Annotated in this window: 19 protein-coding genes; 12 read left to right on the forward strand and 7 right to left on the reverse strand. The window is 72.0% G+C overall.

Features of this window, described 5'->3' with window-relative positions; all coding sequences use genetic code 11:
* The first annotated feature begins 95 nt into the window (after positions 1-95).
* The 6 genes from IF46_RS0106870 (at position 96) to IF46_RS0106895 (ending at position 8,415) form a co-directional block, all read left to right on the forward strand.
* Positions 96-833 (forward strand): lysophospholipid acyltransferase family protein, encoded by a 738-nt coding sequence (locus tag IF46_RS0106870; protein ID WP_030487435.1) that lies wholly within the window; start codon positions 96-98, stop codon positions 831-833.
* 76 nt (positions 834-909) lie between these two features.
* Complete coding sequence (locus IF46_RS0106875; RefSeq protein ID WP_030487436.1) at positions 910-1,917, forward strand: NAD(P)H-dependent glycerol-3-phosphate dehydrogenase; 1,008 nt, start codon at positions 910-912, stop codon at positions 1,915-1,917.
* Positions 1,918-1,924: 7 nt separating this feature from the next.
* Positions 1,925-3,043, forward strand: coding sequence for a cystathionine gamma-lyase (locus IF46_RS0106880; RefSeq protein ID WP_030487437.1), 1,119 nt, complete (start codon positions 1,925-1,927; stop codon positions 3,041-3,043).
* An 8-nt stretch (positions 3,044-3,051) separates the two neighbouring features.
* Positions 3,052-3,840, forward strand: coding sequence for a putative protein N(5)-glutamine methyltransferase (locus IF46_RS0106885; RefSeq protein WP_030487438.1), 789 nt, complete (start codon positions 3,052-3,054; stop codon positions 3,838-3,840).
* Between the two features lie 205 nt (positions 3,841-4,045).
* A complete protein-coding gene (locus IF46_RS0106890) occupies positions 4,046-7,156 on the forward strand; it encodes a S8 family serine peptidase (protein WP_030487439.1) in 3,111 nt (1,036 codons plus the stop codon).
* A gap of 209 nt (positions 7,157-7,365) precedes the next feature.
* A complete protein-coding gene (locus tag IF46_RS0106895; RefSeq protein WP_030487440.1) occupies positions 7,366-8,415 on the forward strand; it encodes an ROK family protein in 1,050 nt (349 codons plus the stop codon).
* Positions 8,416-8,531: 116 nt separating this feature from the next.
* Here the strand turns inward: IF46_RS0106895 and IF46_RS0106900 are convergent, their stop codons facing one another.
* Positions 8,532-8,753: a DUF397 domain-containing protein gene (locus tag IF46_RS0106900; RefSeq protein WP_030487441.1), complete on the reverse strand. Its 222-nt coding sequence runs from the start codon at positions 8,751-8,753 to the stop codon at positions 8,532-8,534.
* Positions 8,754-8,758: 5 nt separating this feature from the next.
* Positions 8,759-9,604, reverse strand: coding sequence for a helix-turn-helix domain-containing protein (locus IF46_RS0106905; RefSeq protein WP_030487442.1), 846 nt, complete (start codon positions 9,602-9,604; stop codon positions 8,759-8,761).
* Positions 9,605-9,882: 278 nt separating this feature from the next.
* On the opposite strand from IF46_RS0106905, the gene IF46_RS0106910 reads away from it, so the two are divergent.
* Entirely contained in the window at positions 9,883-10,101 is a 219-nt protein-coding gene (locus IF46_RS0106910; protein WP_030487443.1) for a hypothetical protein, read from the forward strand.
* A gap of 195 nt (positions 10,102-10,296) precedes the next feature.
* Positions 10,297-11,397, forward strand: coding sequence for a D-alanine--D-alanine ligase family protein (locus tag IF46_RS0106915; protein ID WP_030487444.1), 1,101 nt, complete (start codon positions 10,297-10,299; stop codon positions 11,395-11,397).
* Positions 11,398-11,451: 54 nt separating this feature from the next.
* Here the strand turns inward: IF46_RS0106915 and IF46_RS0106920 are convergent, their stop codons facing one another.
* Positions 11,452-12,135 (reverse strand): DUF3515 family protein, encoded by a 684-nt coding sequence (locus tag IF46_RS0106920; protein WP_051723750.1) that lies wholly within the window; start codon positions 12,133-12,135, stop codon positions 11,452-11,454.
* A 9-nt stretch (positions 12,136-12,144) separates the two neighbouring features.
* The gene (locus IF46_RS0106925) at positions 12,145-12,378 is read right to left on the reverse strand and encodes an Lrp/AsnC ligand binding domain-containing protein (RefSeq protein ID WP_030487446.1); all 234 of its coding nucleotides are present in this window, start codon (positions 12,376-12,378) and stop codon (positions 12,145-12,147) included.
* A 96-nt stretch (positions 12,379-12,474) separates the two neighbouring features.
* Here IF46_RS0106925 and IF46_RS0106930 point away from each other — a divergent pair, with 96 nt between their 5' ends.
* A complete protein-coding gene (locus tag IF46_RS0106930) occupies positions 12,475-13,464 on the forward strand; it encodes a thiamine-phosphate kinase (protein ID WP_051723736.1) in 990 nt (329 codons plus the stop codon).
* A gap of 29 nt (positions 13,465-13,493) precedes the next feature.
* The gene (locus IF46_RS0106935; protein WP_030487448.1) at positions 13,494-13,955 is read left to right on the forward strand and encodes a GNAT family N-acetyltransferase; all 462 of its coding nucleotides are present in this window, start codon (positions 13,494-13,496) and stop codon (positions 13,953-13,955) included.
* Between the two features lie 139 nt (positions 13,956-14,094).
* Here the strand turns inward: IF46_RS0106935 and rpmB are convergent, their stop codons facing one another.
* Positions 14,095-14,286 carry a 50S ribosomal protein L28 gene (rpmB, locus tag IF46_RS0106940; protein WP_011905179.1) on the reverse strand — a complete coding sequence of 64 codons (192 nt, stop codon included), beginning with the start codon at positions 14,284-14,286 and terminating at the stop codon, positions 14,095-14,097.
* Positions 14,287-14,610: 324 nt separating this feature from the next.
* Here rpmB and IF46_RS0106945 point away from each other — a divergent pair, with 324 nt between their 5' ends.
* Both IF46_RS0106945 and recG read left to right on the forward strand, forming a co-directional pair.
* The gene (locus IF46_RS0106945) at positions 14,611-16,224 is read left to right on the forward strand and encodes a DAK2 domain-containing protein (protein WP_030487449.1); all 1,614 of its coding nucleotides are present in this window, start codon (positions 14,611-14,613) and stop codon (positions 16,222-16,224) included.
* Positions 16,221-18,419, forward strand: coding sequence for an ATP-dependent DNA helicase RecG (gene recG, locus IF46_RS0106950; RefSeq protein WP_030487450.1), 2,199 nt, complete (start codon positions 16,221-16,223; stop codon positions 18,417-18,419). Before IF46_RS0106945 ends, recG begins: the two co-directional genes overlap by 4 nt.
* A 104-nt stretch (positions 18,420-18,523) precedes the next feature.
* On the opposite strand, the gene IF46_RS0106955 is transcribed toward recG, so the two are convergent.
* Positions 18,524-19,696 (reverse strand): hypothetical protein, encoded by a 1,173-nt coding sequence (locus tag IF46_RS0106955; RefSeq protein WP_030487451.1) that lies wholly within the window; start codon positions 19,694-19,696, stop codon positions 18,524-18,526.
* Between the two features lie 343 nt (positions 19,697-20,039).
* The gene (locus IF46_RS33155; RefSeq protein WP_051723737.1) at positions 20,040-21,272 is read right to left on the reverse strand and encodes an LPXTG cell wall anchor domain-containing protein; all 1,233 of its coding nucleotides are present in this window, start codon (positions 21,270-21,272) and stop codon (positions 20,040-20,042) included.
* Positions 21,273-21,308: the final 36 nt, after the last annotated feature.

The raw sequence follows: 21,308 nt of genomic DNA on the forward strand, positions 1-21,308 counted from the left end.
CTCACTGGCCGTACCGGGGGCGAGCAGGCATGATTTCCGCTGCGGGTGTCGCGAGCGGGGTTCGCGGCGGGGCTGGGGCGCGACGAGGAGGCACAGTGGCACGGCGGAGGCTGGGGTTCTGGCAACGGTTCGCCGTGGGGCTGGTGAAGCCGGTGATGACCGTCTGGACCCGGCGTACCTGGCGCGGTCAGGAGCACCTCCGCCGCGACGGCGGCATGATCATCGTGGCGAACCACATCTCACACGCCGACCCGCTGGTGTCCGCGCACTTCATCTACGACGCCGGGGTCTGGCCGCAGTACCTGGGCAAGGCCAGCGTGTTCCGGGTGCCGGTGGTCGGCTGGATCCTGCACCGGTGCCGGCAGATCCCGGTCGACCGGGGCAGCGTCGAGGCGGTCCGCTCGCTTGACGCTCTGGTCGCCGCGCTCGACGAGGGCGGCGCCGTCGTGATCTACCCTGAGGGCACCACCACGCGAGAGCCGGAGCTGTGGCCGATGAAGGCCAAGACCGGTGCCGCCCGGTTGGCCCTGGCCACCGGCGCCCCCGTCGTACCGGTGGTGATGTGGGGGCCGGAGCGGATCTTCGACCCGCGGACCACGCGCGTCAGCCTGCGCCCCCGGATTCCGGTGACCGTTGCCGCTGGGGAGCCGATCGACCTGAGCCGGTGGGCGGACGCCCAGCCGACCCGGGCCACCCTCGAGGAGATGACGGACACCATCATGTTGCGGCTGCGGGACATGCTCGCCGAGATCCGTGGCGGTACCCCGCCGCCGCTGTGGGAGCGACCGGCCCGGTCCTCCGTCGGCCGTGAGCAGCAGGGTGACGCGGCATGAGCGAGCGAAGCGAGCGAATCATCGGGCTCAGCAACGGTGCGGCTCAGGCCGCCGCGAAGCGAAGCGGAGCGGTGGCATGAGCGGTCACGTCGCGGTGCTCGGCGCGGGTTCGTGGGGCACCGCGTTCGCCAAGATCCTCGCTGACGCGGGGCGGGACGTGACGGTGTGGGCCCGCCGCGCGCCGGTCGCCGAGAGCATCCGGACCGAGCGCCGCAATCCGGAGTACCTGCCCGACCTGCTGCTGCCCAGCCGCGTCACCGCCACCGCCGACGCCGTCGAGGCGATCACCGGCGCGGAGGTGGTGGTGCTGGCCGTGCCGTCGCAGACCCTGCGCGGCAACCTCGCCGAATGGGCCGCACACCTGCACCCGGATTCGACCCTGGTGTCATTGATGAAGGGCATCGAGCTCGGCACCACCAAGCGGATGAGCGAAGTCATCGTGGAGACCGCCGGGGTCGCGGCGGACCGGGTGGTCGTCGTCTCCGGCCCGAACCTGGCCCCGGAGATCGCCGCCGAGCAGCCCGCCGCGACAGTGGTCGCCGGGACGAACAGCCACCGCACCGCGCTCGTCCAGGCCTCGATCCGGACGCCGTACCTGCGCCCCTACACCAACGACGACGTGATCGGCTGTGAGCTGGGCGGGGCGGTCAAGAACGTCATCGCCCTGTCGTACGGCATCGCGACCGCGATGGGTTTCGGCGACAACACCCGGGCCATGCTGATGACCCGTGGGCTGGCCGAGACGGCTCGGTTGGGCGTGGCCCTCGGCGCGGACCCGATCACCTTCGCCGGCCTCGCGGGCATGGGCGACCTGGTCGCCTCCTGCTCGTCCCCGCTGGCCCGCAACCGCACCTTCGGGGAGCACCTGGGGCGGGGGGAGACGCTGGAGCAGGCCCAGGCCGCCACCCGGCAGACCGCCGAGGGCGTCAAGAGCTGCCTGGCGATCCGCGACCTGGCCCGGGCGCACGGCGTGGAGATGCCGATCACCGAGCACGTCGAGCGGATCTGCCACGAGGGGATGGACCCCCGCCTCGCCGTCCGGGCCCTGATGAGCCGCACCGCCAAGCCCGAGTCGTACGAGTGAGGAACCGATGAGCGAGTGGGGAGACGGCACCCGCTGCGTACGCGCGGGCCTGCCCGAGCCGGCACCGGGGGATCCGTTCCTGCCCGGCCCGGTCTTCGCCGCGCCGTACCACCTCGACCCGTTCTCGGGCCCGAGCACGTCGCCGAACGGCTACGGTCGCCCGGACAATCCGACCCGGCGGCTGCTGGAGGCGGCGGTGGGCGAGTTGGAAGGCGGTGACTGCCGGGTCTTCGCGACCGGTCAGGCGGCCATCACCGGCCTGCTGCTCACCCTGCTGCGCCCGGGGGACACCGTGGTGCTGCCCACCGACGGATACTTCCCGGTCCGGGCGTTCGCCACCGACGTGCTGGAGGCCATCGGCGTCCGGGTGCTCTTCGTGCCGACCGTCGGGCCGTACCCGTCGTTCGAGGGTGTCCGGCTGGTGCTGGTGGAGACGCCGGCCAACCCGGGCCTCGACGTGGTCGACGTGGCGGCCCTGGCCGAGCAGGCGCACGCGGCCGGCGCGCTGCTCGCGGTGGACAACACCACGGCCACCCCGCTCGGTCAGCGTCCCCTGGACCTCGGCGCCGACCTGGTGGTGGCCTCCGGCACGAAGGCGCTCACCGGCCACTCCGACCTGCTGCTGGGCTACCTGGCCAGCCGGTCCACCGAGCTGATCGACGCGGTGACGACCTGGCGTACCACCACCGGGGCGGTCCCCGGCGCGTTCGACGCCTGGCTGGCCCACCGGTCACTGGCCACTCTCGACCTGCGGCTGGCCCGGCAGAGCGCGAACGCCGCCGCGGTCGTCGACCTGCTCGCGGGCCGGTCGGACGTCACCGGCCTGCGCTGGCCGGGGCGGCCGGACGACCCCGCGTACCCGGTGGCCTCGGCGCAGATGCGCCGGATACCGGGGGTGCTCTCGTTCGACCTGGGTGACGCGGACCGGGTGGGTCGATTCGTCGCGGCCGCCCGGCTGGTGGCGGCGGCGACCTCCTTTGGTGGCCTGCACACCACGGCGGACCGGCGGGCACAGTGGGGCGACGACACCGCCCCCGGCTTCGTCCGTCTCTCCTGCGGCGCGGAGGACACCGCGGACCTGGTCGCCGACATCGCCGCCGCGTTGGACGCGGCCGGATCGGTCTGACGTCTGCGATGGCGCTTCCTTCCCCCACCGACCGGTCCGCTCTCGTGGGCCGGTTGCGGGCCGCTGGTTGCGTCTACGCCGAGGACGAGGCCGAGCTGCTGCTGGCCGCCGCGCAGAGTCCGGCGGCGTTGGCCGACCTGACCGACCGCCGGGTGGCCGGCGAACCGTTGGAGTACCTGCTCGGCTGGGCGGAGTTCTGCGGCCTGCGGATCGCCGTCGACGAGGGCGTCTTCGTGCCGCGTGCCCGCACCGCTCTGCTGGTGCAGGCGGCGGCCGAGGTGACCGGCCCGGCGCCGGCCGTGGTCGACCTCTGCTGCGGCTCCGGGGCCACCACTGTCGCGCTGGCGCACCGGCTCGCGCCGCGCTGGTTGGCCGCCGCCGACATCGACCCGGCGGCGGTGGCGTGCGCGCGCCGCAATGTCGTCGGGCTCAACGTCGAGGTGTACGAGGGTGACCTGTTCACCCCGTTGCCCACGCACTGGCGGGGTCGGCTGGACCTGGTGGTCGCCAACGCCCCGTACGTGCCGACCGACGCGGTGGCGCTGATGCCGCCGGAGGCGCGACTGTACGAGGCCCCGGTGGCGCTCGACGGTGGCCCGGACGGGCTCAGCGTGCTGCGTCGGGTGGCCGCGGCCTCGGCCGACTGGCTGGCACCGGGCGGGCACCTGGTGGTGGAGGCCGGCGTCGGGCAGACGGGGGCGCTGTGCGCGGCGCTCAGCGCGGCCGGGCTGATGCCGAACGTGCGGCACGACGAGGACCTGGACGGCACCGCAGTGACCGCCCGCCGCCCCGACTGAGCCTGCCTGCCATCGGCTCGCCGACCAACGGCGCCTGATGGCTGGTACCTGCCAGGTGGCAGGTTCTCCTCAGCAAACCGACCGTCCACCATCTGGACAACGGTGCGATCACGTAATTCGATGTACGCCTATCCCATGTAGCGACACCCGCACGGCGGGTTGACCTGTCGTGGCATCACCGAGGATGAATGGCGGAAGGAGTCCCGTGATCACGAGTACGACGCGGCGTCGAAGGCTGGCGGTACCGCTCCTGGTCCTCGCCCTGGCTGGCAGCACAGCCGTCCTGCCCGGTACGGCCGCTGCGGCATCCGCAGCGCCGAGCGCGGCAGATCCGGGCGGGTACGACCTCCAGCTGAAGAAGAATGCCGATCGGCTCACCCTGACCGGCGGGGCCGCTCGTCACCCCTCCGAGGCCAACCGGACCCGCCCCGATCGGGGCGACCAGCAACAGCGCAGCACCACTCCCGCCGCGGAGGGCCGCTACATCGTGGAGTTGGTCGAGGAGCCGGCCGCCACGTACGGCGGCGGGGTTTCCGGGTTGGCGCGGACCCGGCCTCCGTCTGGCGAGCGTCTGGAGTCGACGTCAGCGGCGACGCAGGCGTACCGCAAGCACCTCGACGCCCAGCGGTCCTCGGTGGTCGATGAGATCGGCATCAAGGCCGACCAGACGTACAGCGTCGCCTTCAACGGGTTCTCGGCGAAGCTGACTGAGGCCCAGTTGAGCGCGCTGAAGCAGGACAAGCGGGTTCGCCGTGTCACCGAGTCGCAGCTGGTCACCACAAATGAAGTACGACCCGGTGCCGCTGCGGTGGCCGGCGTGGGCGGGCCGGCGATGGCGCCCACCGGCGCGACGGCGGCGACCAGCACCACAACGACTGCGGGCAGTGCCACGGAGCAGGCGACGGCGGGCAAGAAGCCGGGGCCCGACACGGGCGCCGGCATGGTCATCGGTGTGATCGACACCGGCATCTGGCCGGCGAGCCCGTCGTTCGCCAAGACGATGCCGGCACCGGCGGGTTGGCGCGGTACCTGCCAGACGGGACCGGGCTTCGAGGCGGCGCACTGCAACGGCAAGATCGTCGGTGCTCGCTACCTGGCCAACACCTACCTCGGTGCGCGGGGCCAGTTGCCCCAGGGCGAGTCGCTCTCGCCGCTGGACATGCTTGGCCACGGCACGCACACCGCGTCGACGGCGGCCGGTCTCCGGGTGCCGGACGTGACCATCGACGGCCGGAACTTCGGCACGGTCTCCGGCGTGGCGCCGGACGCCCAGATCGCCGTCTACAAGGCGCTCTGGGGTGGCGCGGGCTACGACGGTGACATCATCGCCGCGATCGACGCGGCGGTCGCCGACGGCGTGGACGTCATCAACTACTCGATCGGGAAGGAGTTCGGTGACCGGGAGACGAACACGGCGATCGGCACCGCCTTCCTGCGCGCGGTACAGGCCGGGGTCTTCGTCTCGGCGTCCGCCGGCAACGTCGGTATGAGCGGGATGATCAGCAACGCGCAGCCGTGGGTGACCACTGTCGGTGCGGCGGTGATCAAGGCGAACGAGGGAACGCTGCGGCTGGGCGACGGCACCCAGTTGGTCGGCGGCTCGCTGGACCTGCTCCCGCCCCGCCAGCAACTGCCGCTGGTCTACGGCGAGCAGGCCGGCAGCGTCTCCGCCGGCTCGGCGTACTGCTACCCGGGCAGCATCGACCCCGCGAAGGTCAAGGACCGGCTGGTGGCCTGCGCCCTGCTGACCCCGTACGAGTCGGTCGCCGAGTTGAAGGCGAAGGGTGCCGCGGGCATGGTGCTCTTCGCCACCGAGAACACCGAACTGGTCAACTCCGTCTACGACTTCCCGGTGCTCTACCTCAACACCGAGGCGCAGTCGGGCAAGCTCTTCACCTACCTCATGAACCACCCGACCGACGGCACCGGCGTGCTGAGGGCCGGGGGGAACGGCGGCAGCGTCGCCGGAGAGCCCAGCGTCGCGGACTTCTCGTCGCGGGGCCCGGACCAGATGCACTACGGCGTACTGAAGCCTGACCTGATCGCCCCGGGTGTCGACGTCATCGCGGCGGTCGCCCCGTCGGGCAACGGCGGGCGCAACTACGACGCCTACTCGGGGACGTCGATGGCTTCTCCGTACGTGGCCGGCACGGCGGCGATCCTGCGCGCCCAGCACCCGGACTGGTCGCCCGGCATGGTCGGTTCGGCGCTGCGTACCACCGCCACCGACACCGAGGGGACCACCAGCCCGCTCGATCAGGGCAGCGGCCTGGCCAATCTGGAGCAGGCCACCGACCCGGGCCTGACGATCGAGCCGGACGCGGCGGACCTGGTCTCGTTCAGCACCGCGACCGAGCCGGATGGTCGGGATCTCAACCTGCCGTCGATCTCACTGCGCGAGTACGACGGGACCAAGACGATCACCCTGACCCGCAAGCTCACAAACGTCGGCGCCGAGCGGGAGACCTACCGCGCGGTGGTCAGCGGTTTGAAGGGCATGGAGGTGACCGTCACCCCGAAGTCGGTGGTGGTGCGTCCGGGTGAGACCGCCACGGTCACGATCACCCTGGCTCGCGGGAGCGCGCCGTGGGACCGCTTCACCACCGGCGCGATCACCTGGAAGAGCAACGCGCACAGCGTCCGGGTGCCGGTCGCGGCCCGACCGTGGGGCATCACCGCCCGCTCCTACGGGGACGACGGGTTGGAGTTCGGGCGGCTCACCAACGGCAAGTTCGGGCTGATGCAGCCGGGCTTCACCGGGCCGGTGACGGGTCGGTCGACCGGGTACACCCCGATCATCTGGAAGTCGTTCGCCATGCCGGCCGGCCTGCAGGGCGGGCTGTTCGACCCGCAGGGCTTCGGGGTGGGGGCGCACACCTTCACCGTGCCGGCCGACTCCGCGGGTCTGGTGGTGCAGACCGGTAGCGACGACCCGCAGGCCGATCTCGATCTGTACCTCTACAAGGACGACAAACTAGTCTACAAGAGCACCAACCTGCACAGCAGCGAGCAGGCGGAAGTGTTCCTGCCCGCGCGCGGCAAGTACACGGCGTACGTCTTCGCCTACAAGTCCGGTAAGCCGATCGTGAACTACCGGATCGGACACGCCGTGATCAGCCGTACCGGGAGTTATCAGAGCGCGACGCTCACCCTGCCGGCCACGGCGCAACGGGGAAGCACCTCGCTCTTCCGGCTCAGCCCGGACGCTCGGCTGGAGGGTGCCGGCGAGTACTGGGCCTACACCGAACTGACCACCGGTGGGCAGGTGGTTCCCGGCCAGCTCGTCTACACGAGCCAGTCCTCGTGGAACCAGTAGCAGCCCGAGCGTGAGGACGGCGCGGCCGGCCTACTCCACTGGGATCCACCCCAGGGCGTAGGTCGGCCGCGTCCGCGTTGAGGCAACGCGCACCGCCGCGCTCGGCGGCCCGGCTGATACCCGACCCGCCAGGGTTGGCCGGGCATGGCGGGTGCGCGGAGTTGGCACTAACCTCGGCTCACACTTCATGACGGCGGGAGGCGGTTTCGGTGGGCAGCGCAGGGGTGCCGGTGGTCGTCGGGCTGGACAACGGCGGCACCAGCAACAACGCCACCGTGCTGACGGTGGACGGCCACTTCCTGGTGGACGGGCTGTTGGAGATCCCCAGCGAGGTGCGGTCCGGGCCGGAGGCGGCGATCGAGGCGCTGGCTCGGGCGTTGGACGGCGCCCTGGCGCACACCGGCGTGCCGCGTGAGCTGGTCCGGGCGGTCGGGTTGGACACTCCCGGCCCGGCCAGCGCCGACGGTGTCATCTCGTCACGGGGCTCCACCAACTTCTCCCAGCCGGCCTGGCGCGGCTTCGACGTGCGAGGGGCGCTGGAGCGTCGGCTCGGCCTGCCGGTGATCTACCACAACGACGGCAACGCCGCCGCGCTCTACGCCCACCACGTCCACTTCGGCTCCGAGGCGATGAACCGCTCGTCGGTGTCCGCGATCGTCGGCACCGGCCTCGGTGGCGGTGTGGTCGAGAGCGGCCGGGTGATCGCCGGTTCGGCCGGGATGGCGGGGGAGTTGGGCCACGTGCACATCCCGCTGAGCGGGCTGCTCGGCCCGGGCCAGCCGGAGCCCACCTGTGCCTGCGGCTTCACCGGGGACGTCGAGAGCGTCGCCTCGCTGACCGGCATCGAACGCAACCTGCTGCCGTACTGGCTGACCCGGTATCCCGACCACCCGCTCACCGCCGAGCCGGTGGCTCGGGCGGCCAAGCTGGTCCGGGGGTACGGCGAGCGCGCGGACGCCCTGGCCCGGGACCTCTTCGCCCAGCAGGCAATGGCGTTGGGGCGGTTGTTCACCGTCGCCGCGAACTTCACCGACCCGCACGCGTACTTCGTCGGCGGCGGGGTGGTGGAGGCGGCGCCGGAGTTCCGTGACTGGTTCCTGGCGACGGTCCGCGAGCACACCGTGCTCCGGGAGGAGCAGGCGGCGGTGGCGACCTTCGCGTTGGTACCGGACCGGGACATGGCCGGCGCCCGGGGCGTCGCGATCGCCGCGCTGGAGGCGCTGCGCACCGTTGCGGAGCCCCGCCCACTGGTTGCCTGAGCCTGGTCGGCCCGGCCGCGACCCGGCTCGTGCCCTGCTCAGCGAGCCCGGCTCGCCGCGCGCCATGGTCAGCGGTGCGGCGAGCCGGGTCAGCGAAGGTGGTGCGTCTGGTGAGTTCAGCCGTGCGACGGGCTGGTCAGCGCCGTTGGTGGTGCCTGGGCGAAGGCGGCCCAGGCGGCGGTGGGGAAGAGCAGAGCCGGCCCGCCCGGATCCTTGGAATCGCGGACGGCCACCAGCCGCGGGATCGCGGCCACCTCCACGCAGGCGCCCTCGTCGCCGCTGTGGCTGCTCTTACGCCACGGCGCCGCGGCCAAGGCCGCTGTGATCATCGGTGTCATCGGTCCTACCGTCCCTTCAGGACTGACAGGAGCATCTCGCGGCTGTCCGCCGGGCTGAGCGCCACGCTTCGGAGATGCTCCATGATCTTGGTGCAGGTACGTGTCTCGCCGGCCCGGTCGAGGATCATCTGACCGGCGACGGTCTCCACCGAGGCGATGATCGGGTCTTCCGGGTCGGCGAACTCGAGGATGTGTAGCGAACCCCGGGTGCCCCGGTGGTAGCCGGCGGAGAGCGGGATCACCTGGACGCTGATGTTCGGCAACTCGGCCATCTTGACCAGGTGCCGCAGTTGCCCGTTCATCACCGACGGCTCACCGACCGGGCGCAGCAGCGCGCCTTCGTCGATGATCGCGTCGAGGATGGGCGGTCGGTCGCCGGTGAGCCGCTGTTGGCGGTCGAGCCGGATCTTGACTCGCTGTTCCACCAGGTCGTCGCCGAGGGTGTGCGGCCCGCCGCGCATCACGCCACGGACGTAGTCGGCGGTTTGCAGCAGGCCGGGCACCACCGAGGGCTCGAAGTTGGCGATGGCGGTCGCCTCGGCCTCCAGTGCGATGAAGTCGATGGTGCGTGGGTCCAGCAGGTAGGAGTACGACACCCACCAACCCGGCTTGCGGGCGTCCTTGGCGAGCTGCACCGCGGCAGCCACCTCCTCGGCGCTCACCCCGTACGACGTGAGCAGGGCGCGCACGGTGGCCGGGGTGATCAGGGTCTGGGCGTTCTCGTACCGGGAGAGGGTGCTGCGGGTGCTGTTGATCTCATCCGCCGCTGTCTCCAGCGTCAGCCCGGCGGCTTCCCGGTGGTGGCGCAGGGCGATGCCGAGCCGGCGGGCACGGGCGGTCTTCGGGGCCATGCATCGATGGTCGCACACATTTGCGGGAACGTCTGCATGAGAGAACGTCGATGAGAGTTGCATTCACGGCTGTACACGTGTCAATCTGTTATGGCGTCCTCACCGCCGGTTGTCGTGGCGACGGTGGTGGTGAGCGACCGGAGGGGATGGGGCGCGCGGCGATCGGGTTTCTCCCCCGTACCCGATCGTCGCGTGCCGCCCCGCCATCCCGGCCTGCCGGAAGGAGACGACGTGCGAACCGGCCCTGAGCCCCCCGCCGTACCCTCGGGCGGCGTGCGATGACCCGCTTCCTCGTGGTGCTCACCGACGTGCGTCCCGTCGAGAGCGTCAACCGCAACGAGCGGACCGCGCCAGAGCGCCGCCGGCAGGTCGTCGGCGCCAGCAGCCGGGAGGCCGCCGACCGCATCGCCGGAGCGTTCATGGCGCTGGGCATGGTGCGGGCCGGCCGGCAGCGGGTGAAGGTGATCGCGGTCGGTCGTCGGCACTCCCGGGACTGAGCAGGCCAGGGCCGCCGGTCTGCGGCACCGCTATCGCACGATCACGCACCGTATAACCTCTGATGACCGATTGCCGTGTCGCGCCGTGGCTCGCCGGGTATCGCCTCGCCCTACCGCCACGCAAAGTAAGGTCAACCGGGTGAGCGCCACCGGCGAGCACGACCAGCCGCAGTCGCGTACGAAGAGGTGACCGGAGTGACCACCCCAGGCAAGACCCGCGTGGCGATCGTCTTCGGCGGACGCAGCCCGGAGCACGGCATCTCCTGCGTCAGCGCCGGCAGCGTGTTCGGCGCACTCGACCCGGACGAGTTCGAGGTGGTGCCGGTGGGCATCACCCGGGCCGGCCAGTGGGTGCTGACCAACGGAGATCCGGCCCAGCTCGCGATCAACGCCCGTCAGTTGCCGGAGATCACCGCCGACTCCGGCGACGACATCGTGCTGCGTGCCGACCCCACCGGCAACGGGCTGATGGTGCTCGACCCGACCGAGGGCCCCCGGGTGCTGGCCGATGTGGACGTGGTCTTCCCGGTGCTGCACGGCACGTACGGCGAGGACGGCACGATCCAGGGAATGCTGGAGATGGCCGGCATCCCCTACGTCGGGGCGAACGTGTTCGCGTCCGCCGCCGCCATGGACAAGGAGTTCACCAAGAAGCTCTGTGCCGTCGAGGGCATCCCGGTCGGCACCTACGCCGTGCTGCGCAACGGAATGACGCTCAGCGAGCAGGACAAGGAGCGGCTCGGCCTGCCGGTCTTCGTCAAGCCGTCCCGCGCCGGGTCGTCGTTCGGCGTCAGCAAGGTCACCGACTGGGCGCAGTTGGACGCGGCGGTCGCCGCCGCCCGGCAGTTCGACCCGAAGGTCATCATCGAGGCCGCGATCGTCGGCCGCGAGGTCGAGTGCGGCGTGTTGGAGGGCGAGGCCGGCGGCGCGCCCGAGGCGTCCGTGCTGGCCGAGGTGCGGGTCGTCGCCGACCACGACTTCTACGACTTCGAGGCGAAGTACCTCGACGACTCCTGCGAGTACGACATTCCGGCCAACCTGCCGGAGAAGGTGACCCGCCAGGTGCAGGAGTACGCGGTCCGCGCGTTCACCGCGCTGGACTGCGCCGGCCTCGCCCGGGCCGACTTCTTCGTCACCGACGAGCTGGACGTCTACCTCAACGAGATCAACACGATGCCCGGGTTCACCCCGACGTCGATGTTCCCGCGGATGTGGGCGGCCTCCGGCCTGGAGTACCCGAAGCTGGTCAACCGACTGATCCGTACCGCCCAGCGGCGCGGCATCGGCCTGCACTGAGTCTTCCGACCCGGCCCGCGCAGGTCAGCCGGCGCGGGCGGGGCCGGTCTGCGCTCAGCGCTGGCAGCCGGACGGGATCGCGCCGCCGGAGGGGACGCTCGCCACGATCGTGCTGGAGATCGTCGGCAGCCACTGCAACGGCTGCTCGTACGAGCGCGGGACGCCCACGGTGATCAGCGTCTCCCGGTCGACCGTGGTGAGAACCGCCTGGTCGGCCTGCTCGGCCAGGTGCCAGCAGACCCCGTTGACCGTCCAGACCTCGTCGGTGCTGGGGAAGGTCGGCTCGGCGCCGCCGCAGGCCACGGTGAGCGCGGGGTCGCCGTACGCGGCGTTCTGCTCCGGGCCGGCGGTGACCGGCCGCTGGGCCAGGTCGCGGATGCTCGCCGGCAGCTGGGAGAGCAGGGCCCGACAGACCGTGGCCGGGCGTTCGGCCAGGGCCGGGGCGGCCATCTCCACCGGGGCGGTGGACTGCACCCGGGCGCTGGTCGCGGAGGGTGTCGGCGCGGCGGCTGGCGCGTTCGGGCTGAGCTTGCTGAACGCCAGCACGGCCACCAGCAACGTGATCGGCAGCGCGATCAACGTGGCCAGCAGTGCGGCGCCGCGGATGGTTCGATCGCGGCCGGCCGGCGCGGCGGGGGCTGGATCGTCCGACTCGCGGGTACCGTCAGCCGGCTCGGGCGTCCCGTCGGCCGCGTCGCGCGCGTCGTCGTCGTCCAGAGCAGCGGAGGATGAAGTCATCTCGTCCACTTACAGCCGCACCACCGAACACGTGAGGGTGCGGGTGATGCCGGGCACCATCTGCACCTTGCTGACGATGAGTTTGCCGAGCTCGTCGACGGTGTTCGCCTCGGTGAGGACGACCACGTCGTACGGCCCGGTGACGGCGTCGACGCGTACCACGCCAGGGATGTCCGCGATGAGACCCGCCACGTCACGTGCGCGGCCGACCTCGGTCTGGATGAGGATGTACGCCTGTACCACGACTCGACCTCCGTCCGTCGCCGCCCGGGAGCGGCCCGAAGGGTGAAAGTACCTTACGGACCAGGTCTGATCCCTATCGGTGGTCAAGGAGCAGCGGTGAGCGAGCACGTCGGAGCCGGGCAACACGGGCGGAACGCCCGCGGTGGCAGCGGTGTGTCCGGGATCGGGGAGTTCGGGCTGATCGGGAAGATCACCGCCCGACTGTCGTACGGGCCGACGACACTGCTCGGCCCGGGCGACGACGCGGCGGTGGTGGCCGCCCCGGACGGCCGGGTGGCAGCCTCCACCGACGTGCTTGTCGACGGGCGGCACTTCCGGCGGGACTGGTCCTCTGCCCGTGACGTCGGACACCGGGCGGCGGCGGCCAACCTGGCGGACATCGCGGCGATGGGCGCCACGCCGACCGCTCTGCTTGTCGCTCTCTGCATGCCGGCGGACCTGGACACCGGCTGGGCGGAGGAGTTGGCCGACGGGCTCTCCGCCGAGGCGGCGACGGTCGGCGCGAGTGTCGTCGGCGGGGACATGTCGGCCAGCCCCACCCTGACCGTCGCGGTCACCGCGCTGGGCGATCTGGAGGGCCGCCCGCCGGTGTTGCGGTCGGGTGCCCGCCCCGGGGACGTGCTCGCCCTGGCCGGGCGCACCGGGTACGCGGCAGCCGGGCTGACTGTGCTGACCCGGGGCTTCCGAACCCCTCGGCTGCTGGTCGAGGCGTACCGGCGGCCGCAGGTGCCCTACCAGGCCGGTCCGCAGGCCGCCCAACTCGGCTCCACCTCCATGATCGACGTGTCGGACGGGCTGCTCGCCGACCTCGGGCACGTCTCGACGGCCAGCGGGGTGGCGATCGACGTACGCCGCAACGGGTTCGAGGTGCCCCGGCAGATGGCCGACGCGGCGCAGGCGCTCGGCGTCGACCCGTACACCTGGATCCTCGCCGGTGGCGACGACCACGCGCTGGCCGCGACCTTCCCCCCGACGGTGGCGCTGCCGCCGGGCTGGCGGCCGATCGGCCTGGTTACGGACGGTGTCGGCGTGACGGTCGACGGCGTCGCCTACGACGGCCCGACCGGCTGGGACCACTTCCGGTGAGGTCCGGGTGCGGCCGTACTCTGGATACCGTGAGTGAGATCGAGATCCGGGCGGTGCGGTTCGACGCCCCGGTGGCACAGCACCTGATCCAAGCCGCACTGGCCGACCTCGGGGTCCGCTACGGCGGCTCCGGCGACGACACCCCGGTGGACGCGGCCGAGTTCGAGCCCCCCAACGGCGCCTTCCTCGTCGCCTACCTGGCCGGTGAGCCGGTCGGTTGCGGTGGCTGGCGCAGCCACGGCGCGGACAGCGCGGAGCTGAAGCGGATGTACACGGCCCCGGCGGCGCGGGGGCGAGGGGTGGCCCGCACGGTGCTGGCGGCCGTCGAGCGCTCGGCCCGCGAGCAGGGCCGCAAGCGGGTGGTCCTGGAGTGCGGCGACAAGCAGCCCGAGGCGATCGCCATGTACGGCTCCGCCGGGTACGAGCGGATTCCGAACTTCGGCTTCTACAAGGACGCGGAGGGCTGTCTCTCCTTCGGCCGTACCCTCTGACCTGCCTGCCAGGCCCGGCGTGCGCCTGCGTGCCGGGCCTCGGCGGGCCGGCACGCAGGCGCACGCCGCGGACACGACAGAGCCGGCGGACCCTCGGGGTCCGCCGGCTGAGCCGAACGAAAAGGTGGGTGCTACCGCGTCAGGCGCGGGTGACCTTGCCGGCCTTGATGCACGAGGTGCAGACCTTCAACTTCTTGGTGTTGCCGCCACCGGCCGGGGTACGCACCGACTGGATGTTCGGGTTCCAGCGGCGGTTGGTCCGCCGGTGCGAGTGGGACACGTTGTGGCCGAAGCCCGGTCCCTTGCCACAGACGTCGCACACGCTAGCCACGGGATACTCCTGGGATTGATACGTTCATGGGGTCGCCGGCAGGTGCTGCCCGGGCAACCTGGTCAGGTTACCCGATGACTCGCCGGCCCGGCCAACCGGCCCAGGGCCGGCGCTTGCCCGTGCCCCGGCTCGCGCCTGGTCGTGGGCCTGCCCGCCCGATGAGTGGGCCGGCCCGGCGGCAAGGCTACCGGAGATGTTCGCCCTCGACGCGGGCACCGCCGACCCGGGGACGTCCGTCCGCGCCGTGCGCACCGCCCGCCCGGAGCGGGCAGGACACGCCGGACGAGTCCGACGGGTGTCGGTGCGCGCCAGTAGGCTTCTGCCGTGCTGGACACCCTCGACGCCGCAGCGGTGCGCCGCTGGTGCGCGAGCGGGTTGGCCGCACTGAAGCGCCACCAGGGCGAGATCGACCAGCTCAACGTCTATCCGGTCCCCGACGGCGACACCGGGACCAACCTGGTGCTCACCCTCACCTCGGCCCAGCAGGCCCTCGCGATGGACCTGGACACTCTCCCCGACAGTGGGCCGACCGCGCACGGGCACGCGCTGCGGCTGATGGCCCAGGGCGCGCTGCTCGGCGCGCGGGGCAACTCCGGGGTGATCCTCTCGCAGATCCTGCGGGGTTTCGCCGACGATGTCGCCGGGGTGCCGGCGGTGCGCGGCCGGGAGTTCGCCGCCGCCCTGCGCTGCGGCGCCGCCGCCGCGTACACCGCGGTTTCCCGGCCGGTCGAGGGCACCCTGCTCACCGTGGTCGCGGCGGCCGCCGCCGCGGCCGAGCGCGCGGCCAGCGACGACCTGCCGAAGGTGGTCGCGGTCGCGGCCCGGGCGGCGGCCGAGGCGCTCGCCCGGACCCCGGAGCAGTTGCCGGCGCTGGCCCGCGCAGGCGTGGTCGACGCCGGTGGCCGAGGGCTCTGCGTGTTGCTCGACGCCCTGGTCGAGGTGCTGACCGGGGAGAGCACGGCCCGGCCCGCGCCGGCGCCGCGCTCCGCCCGCCCGGCGGCCACCGTCGCGCGCGAGACCGGCTCCGACGAGTACGCGTACGAGGTGCAGTTCCTGCTCGACGCCCGGGCCGAGGCGGTCGCCGGGTTGCGGCGGGCCCTGGACGCCCTGGGGGATTCGCTCGTCGTCGTCGGCGACGGGCGTGAGCCGGAGGGCACCTGGAACGTGCACGTGCACGTCAACGACGTGGGCGCGGCGGTCGAGGCCGGTGTCGCCGCCGGCCGCCCGTACCGGATCTCGGTGACCCGCTTCGCCGACCAGTCGGAGCCGCCTGGCGGCCCGGTGACGGCCGGCCGGGCCGCGGTGGTGGTGGCCACCGGCGGCGGCATCGCCGACCTGTTCGCCGCCGAGGGCGCCACAGTGGTGCCCGGCAACCCGTCCACGGGTGAGCTGCTGGACGCCGTCCGCAGCACCGGCGCGGCCCGGGTGGTGGTGCTGCCCAACGACGCCAACACGGAGGCGGTGGCGAGCGCGGCGGCCCGCGAGGCCCACCGCTACGGCATCAAGGTGAGCGTGGTGCCGACCCGCTCGCCCGTGCAGGCCCTCGCAGCTCTCGCGGTGCGCGACGGTGCCCGCCGTTTCGAGGACGACGTCATCGCGATGGCCGAGGCGGCTGGCGCCTGCCGTTACGCCGAGGTCTGCCATGCCAGCCGGGAGGCGCTGACCGTGGCCGGCCCGTGCCGGCCCGGTGACGTGCTGGCGCTTGTCGAGGGGGAGGTGCACCTGATCGGCACGGACCTCACCGACACCTGCGCCGCCGTGGTCGACCGGATGCTCGGCGGTGGCGGCGAGATGGTCACCCTGCTGGCCGGGGTGGACGCTCCGGCCGGGCTCACCGATGCCGTCCGCGCGCACGTCGCGCGGCGCTGGCCGTTCGTCGAGGTGCACGCGTACCCGGGCGGCCAGCCGTTTTATCCGCTCCTGGTAGGGATCGAATGAGCGAACCAGCCACGGTGGACACCCCACTGAAGAAGCTGGTCGGGGACAAGACAGCCAAGGCGCTGGCCTCGCACCTCGACCTGCACACCGCGGGTGACCTGGTCTACCACTTCCCGCGTCGCTACGACGAACGTGGTGAGCACACCGACATCCGCTCGCTGGACGTCGGCGAGCAGGTCACCGTGCTGGCCCAGGTGCAGCGCACCACGGTGCGCCCGATGCGGCAACGCCGGGGCAACCTGCTGGAGGTGACCGTCGGCGACGGCTCCGGCGGGGTGCTGACGTTGACCTTCTTCGGCAACCAGGCGTGGCGCGAGCGAGAGCTGCGCCCTGGCCGGTGGGGCCTGTTCGCCGGGAAGGTCACCGAGTTCCGGAGCAAGCGGCAGCTCAACGGCCCGGAGTACGTCCTGCTCGGCGAGGGCAGCGACGGTGAGGCAGCGGTCAGCGACGACATCGAGGAGTTCGCCGGGGCGCTGATCCCCGTCTACCCGGCCGCCGCGGCCGTGCCGACCTGGGTGATCGCGCGCTGCGTACGCGTCGTGTTGGACACGTTCACCCCGCCGGACGATCCGCTGCCGAGCGAGGTGCGGGCCAGCCGCAAGCTGGTCGGGCTGGGCCCCGCGTTGACCGAGATCCATCGGCCGTCCACCAAGGAGGCGCTGCACCGGGCGCGCCGGCGACTCAAGTGGGACGAGGCCTTCGCCGTCCAGTTGACCCTGGTGCAGCGCAAGCATCGGGCGGCCGACTGGCCGGCCCGGCCCCGCCCGGCACGCCCAGGTGGGCTGCTGGAAGCCTTCGACGCCCGACTCCCGTACGAGCTGACGGCTGGTCAGCGTGAGGTGGGCGCGGAGATCGCCGAGGACCTGGCCACCCCGCACCCCATGCACCGGTTGCTGCAGGGTGAGGTGGGTTCGGGCAAGACGGTGGTGGCGCTGCGGGCCATGCTCCAGGTGGTCGACGCGGGCGGGCAGGCGGCGCTGCTTGCGCCCACCGAGGTGCTGGCCGCCCAGCACCACCGCGGCATGCTCGACCTGCTCGGGCCGCTCGGGCGCGCCGGTGAGCTGGGCTCCGCCGAGCACGCCACCCGGGTCGAGTTGGTCACCGGCTCGCTCGGCGCGGCGGCCCGCCGCCGGGCGCTCGGCGAGGTGGCCAGTGGCGCCGCCGGCATCGTGCTCGGCACCCACGCCCTGCTCTACGAGGGGGTCGACTTCGCCGACCTCGGCCTGGTGGTCGTCGACGAGCAGCACCGCTTCGGCGTGGAGCAGCGCGACGCCCTGCGGGCCAAGGCCGACCAGCCGCCGCACACGCTGGTGATGACGGCCACCCCGATCCCGCGCACGGTGGCGATGACCGTCTACGGCGACCTGGAAGTCTCCACCCTCTCCCAGCTGCCCCGGGGGCGGTCGCCGATCGCCTCGCACGTGGTGCCGGCCGCCGAGAAGCCGGCCTACCTGGACCGGGCCTGGCGTCGGCTGCGCGAGGAGGTGACCGCCGGCCACCAGGCGTACGTGGTCTGCCCGCGGATCGGGGAAGGTCCCGTCAGCGACGACGAGCCGCCGCCCGAGGACGACAACGGTCGGCGTCCGCCGCTGGCGGTGACCGAGGTGGCTCCGCTGCTGGCCGAGGGTCCGCTGCACGGGCTGCGGATCGGGGTGCTGCACGGTCGCCTGCCGGCCGACGAGAAGGACGCGGTGATGCGTTCCTTCGCCGCCGGCGACCTGGACGTGCTGGTGGCGACGACAGTGATCGAGGTCGGCGTGGACGTGCCGAACGCCACCGTGATGATCGTGCTGGACGCCGACCGCTTCGGTGTCTCCCAGCTGCACCAGTTACGGGGCCGGGTCGGTCGGGGCGCCGCCGCCGGGCTCTGCCTGCTGGTCAGCGAGGCGGCCGAGGGTTCGTCGGCGCGGGAGCGGCTGGACGCGGTGGCGTCCACGAGCGACGGTTTCAAGCTCGCCGAACTGGATCTGGAGCAGCGCCGCGAGGGCGATGTGCTGGGCGCCACCCAGTCCGGGCACCGTTCGCACCTGCGGCTACTGTCCCTGCGCCGCGACGCTGACCTGATCCGCGACGCCCGCGCCGAGGCGATCACCCTGATCGAGGACGACCCGGAGCTGGCCCGCAACCCGGCGCTGGCCGCCTCGGTGGCCGCCCTGGTCGACGAGGACCGTGCGGAGTACCTGGAGAAGGGCTGAGGCTCCGCTTGGCGGCCTCTGTCCATCAAGTGATCGTGAGAAAGCGCTGAGGGCGCGTCGACCGGGTTGGTCGACGCGCCCTCAGGTGTTCAGAGCTGGTTGTCTCAGGCGGTGAAGCGCACCCGACGACGACGGGCCATCACGAACAGGACAGCACCGGCGGCGAGCAGCGCCACGGCACCGGCGATGATGCCGCCGGTGGCAGCACCGGTCAGCGGCAGGGCCGGCTCGTCCTTGCCGCCACCCTGACCCGGGGTGCACTCGGCCGGCTTCTCCCAGGCGACCGGGGTGGTGTCGTCGAGGCCCTCGGCGGCCGGCGTCACGGTCAGACCCTCGAACGCCTCGAACTCGACGAAGATGGTCTTGCCCGGCTCGATGGTCCGCTTCTGCACGTCACCCTTGTTCGGGGTGAGGGTCACCTCGAACGCCTTGCCGTCCTTCGGGTTGGCGAAGCCGAAGATCAGCTTGTCGCAGGTGGACTCGACGCCCGCCTGGGGCTCGCCCGGCTTGACGCAGTCCTTGGGAGTCGCCCAGGTGTAGGGCTGGCCGACCGCCTTGTCACCTTCGCTGACGGTGATCTCGCCGGCCTTGGCCGGAACGACGATGTCGTTCTTGCTGCCACCCGGCTTGACGGTGTAGGTCTTCGAGAATCCCTTGGCCGTGACGGTGAGCTTGGCGTCGGTCGTGGCGTCCGCACCGTTGGCGAGCGTCACCGTGACGGCACCCTCGCAGTCAGAGGTGAAGCTGGCGGTGGGGATGCTGACCGCAGGCGGGGTGGTCGGTGGGGTGGTCGGCGGGGTGCTCGGCGTCGGCTCCGGCGACGGGGTCGTCGGCGGCTCCTCCTTGGCGCAGGTGCCCTCGAAAGTCACCTTCGCCGTGCGGGCCTTGTCCTCGGAGTAGTTGTCGTTCCACTTGGCCTTCACACCGAGGGTGGCCTCGGTCGCTGACCCGGGCACGCGCTGCACGCCGGTAAGCGGCATGTTCACGTCGTGCGGGTACTCGTCGCCCTTGGTGACCTGGATGTTGGTCACCGTCGTGTCGGCGGGCGTCAGTTCGACGCTGTGCAGCTTGTAGCTGGTCGAGGAGTAGTGGTAGACGCTCTTGACCGTCCAGCTCACGACCCATTCACCGGTGGTCGTGTCACAGACGGCCTTGCCGACCGTGTCGGTGTAGTGGGCACTCGCGGGGGACGCCGCGATGCCGACGCCGGCGAGGCCGATCAGCGCGCCCGCGGCGATGGCCGCGAGGCGCCGGAACGGAGACTTGGGAGGGTTCACGCCTGCTCCTGGTGAGGGGGGTACGGATCGCGTGGCGGGAGGCCGGGAGCAATGGTGACTAGAGGTCACCTGCTCACCAGGCGTCGTGCGACGCGGTGGTGTTCCCGCGGCGAAAGCGGGGACAGGGGGAGACTGTACTGATGGGTGGTTAATGAGGGGAGTTCATATCATTGCCATCCGGCAATGTATTCGATTCGTGATCTTTGGTCGACGCAAGGTGCTCGTCCGCTCACGGCGACCGGTGCTCCCCAGTGGACCAGACCGACACGGCGAAGGGCGCGTCGACAGCTCGTCGACGCGCCCTTCGCGCTGTTGATGTCGGGTGCCCAGGCACCCGGCCGGATCAGGCGGTGAAGCGCACCCGACGACGGCGGGTCATGATGAACAGTGCCGCGCCCAGCGCCAGCAGGGCAATCGCGCCAGCGATGAAGCCGGTGGTTGCCGCGCCGGTCACCGGAAGGCCGCCACCCTCGCCGCCCTTGTCGCAGTCCGCCGGCTGCGTCCACTTGAGCGCGCCGTTGGAGGTCACGTCACCGGTGACCGTGAGGCTGAAGCCCGCGCTCGCCGCGAAGGTGACAGTCTCGGACTTGCCCGGGGCGACGGTGACGGTCTTGGCCGCGCCGGCGCTCGGGGTGATGGTGGAGGTCACCGCGACGCCGTTCGCCGGGTTGACGATCCGGTACGCCATCTTGTCGCAGGTCGAGTCGTAGTCGGCCTGCGGCTTGCCAACCACGGGCTGCTCGCAGTCCGCCGGCTTCGTCCAGCCGCCCTGCCAGGTCGTCATCCCCTTGGCGGAGACGCTGATCTGCTTGGCCTGCTCGGCGGTGAGCTTGCGGGTCTCCAGCTCACGCATCGGCACCTTGACGTGCTCGGTGAAGCCGCCGCTGCCGGTGATCTCGAAGGTCGCCGCCGCGTTGCCGCTGCGGTTGACCAGGGTCAGCTCCACGTTGCCATCGCAGTCCGACTTCGCGATGACCTCGGGGGCCGCCTCGCAGGTGCCCGCGCCGCCGTTGTACCAGGCCTTCGGGCCCTTCGAGTGGGAGCCGATGCCGTGCGGGCTGCCGACCTTGCGGTCGCCGTACTTGTCGCTCTCGTCCTTGAGCGGGGTGATGATCTCACTGCCGAAGACGAAGTCGACCTGGGTGAAGCACTTCGGGACCTCGACCGAGAAGTTCAGGGTGGTCGCCCCCGGCTTGGTCCCGGTGAACTTGTTGACCGACTTGGCGAGCATGTGCTGCGGGAAGCTGTAGGTCGCCGACGGAGCAACGTACGACACCAGCGCGAACTGCTGCTCCTGGCCCGCGCAGAGCGGCCCGTTGGTCAGCGTGATCGAAGCCTCGCCGGCCTGGCCGTTGAAGGTGTGCGTGTAACGGGCGTCGGCCGCGCTGACGCAGGCCGTACCCGTCTGGCTCGGCGTGGCGCTCGGGCTCACCGTCGGCGTGGTGCTGGGGGACACCGAGGGTGACGGGCCGGCGGCGAGCGCCGGGGCTTGGAGCGCGACTGTGGCGGTGAGGCCAGCCAGTGCGATGACAGCCATGGTCAGCGGTCGCCGTAGCGACAGCTTCGGACGGATCACGCGTGCTCCCGGGGGTGCTGAGGCGTTGGAGTCGGT

Origin of the sequence: Micromonospora chokoriensis (assembly GCF_000718555.1) — a bacterium.
In the GTDB taxonomy this organism is placed as follows: domain Bacteria; phylum Actinomycetota; class Actinomycetes; order Mycobacteriales; family Micromonosporaceae; genus Micromonospora; species Micromonospora chokoriensis_B.

Coding starts and splice junctions, on each gene's coding strand:
- IF46_RS0106875 (WP_030487436.1), top strand. CDS start 910: ATGAGCGGTCACGTCGCGGTGCTCGGCGCGGGTTCGTGGGGCACCGCG.
- IF46_RS0106880 (WP_030487437.1), top strand. CDS start 1,925: ATGAGCGAGTGGGGAGACGGCACCCGCTGCGTACGCGCGGGCCTGCCC.
- IF46_RS0106885 (WP_030487438.1), top strand. CDS start 3,052: ATGGCGCTTCCTTCCCCCACCGACCGGTCCGCTCTCGTGGGCCGGTTG.
- IF46_RS0106900 (WP_030487441.1), bottom strand. CDS start 8,753: ATGACACCGATGATCACAGCGGCCTTGGCCGCGGCGCCGTGGCGTAAG.
- IF46_RS0106905 (WP_030487442.1), bottom strand. CDS start 9,604: ATGGCCCCGAAGACCGCCCGTGCCCGCCGGCTCGGCATCGCCCTGCGC.
- IF46_RS0106910 (WP_030487443.1), top strand. CDS start 9,883: ATGACCCGCTTCCTCGTGGTGCTCACCGACGTGCGTCCCGTCGAGAGC.
- IF46_RS0106920 (WP_051723750.1), bottom strand. CDS start 12,135: ATGACTTCATCCTCCGCTGCTCTGGACGACGACGACGCGCGCGACGCG.
- recG (WP_030487450.1), top strand. CDS start 16,221: ATGAGCGAACCAGCCACGGTGGACACCCCACTGAAGAAGCTGGTCGGG.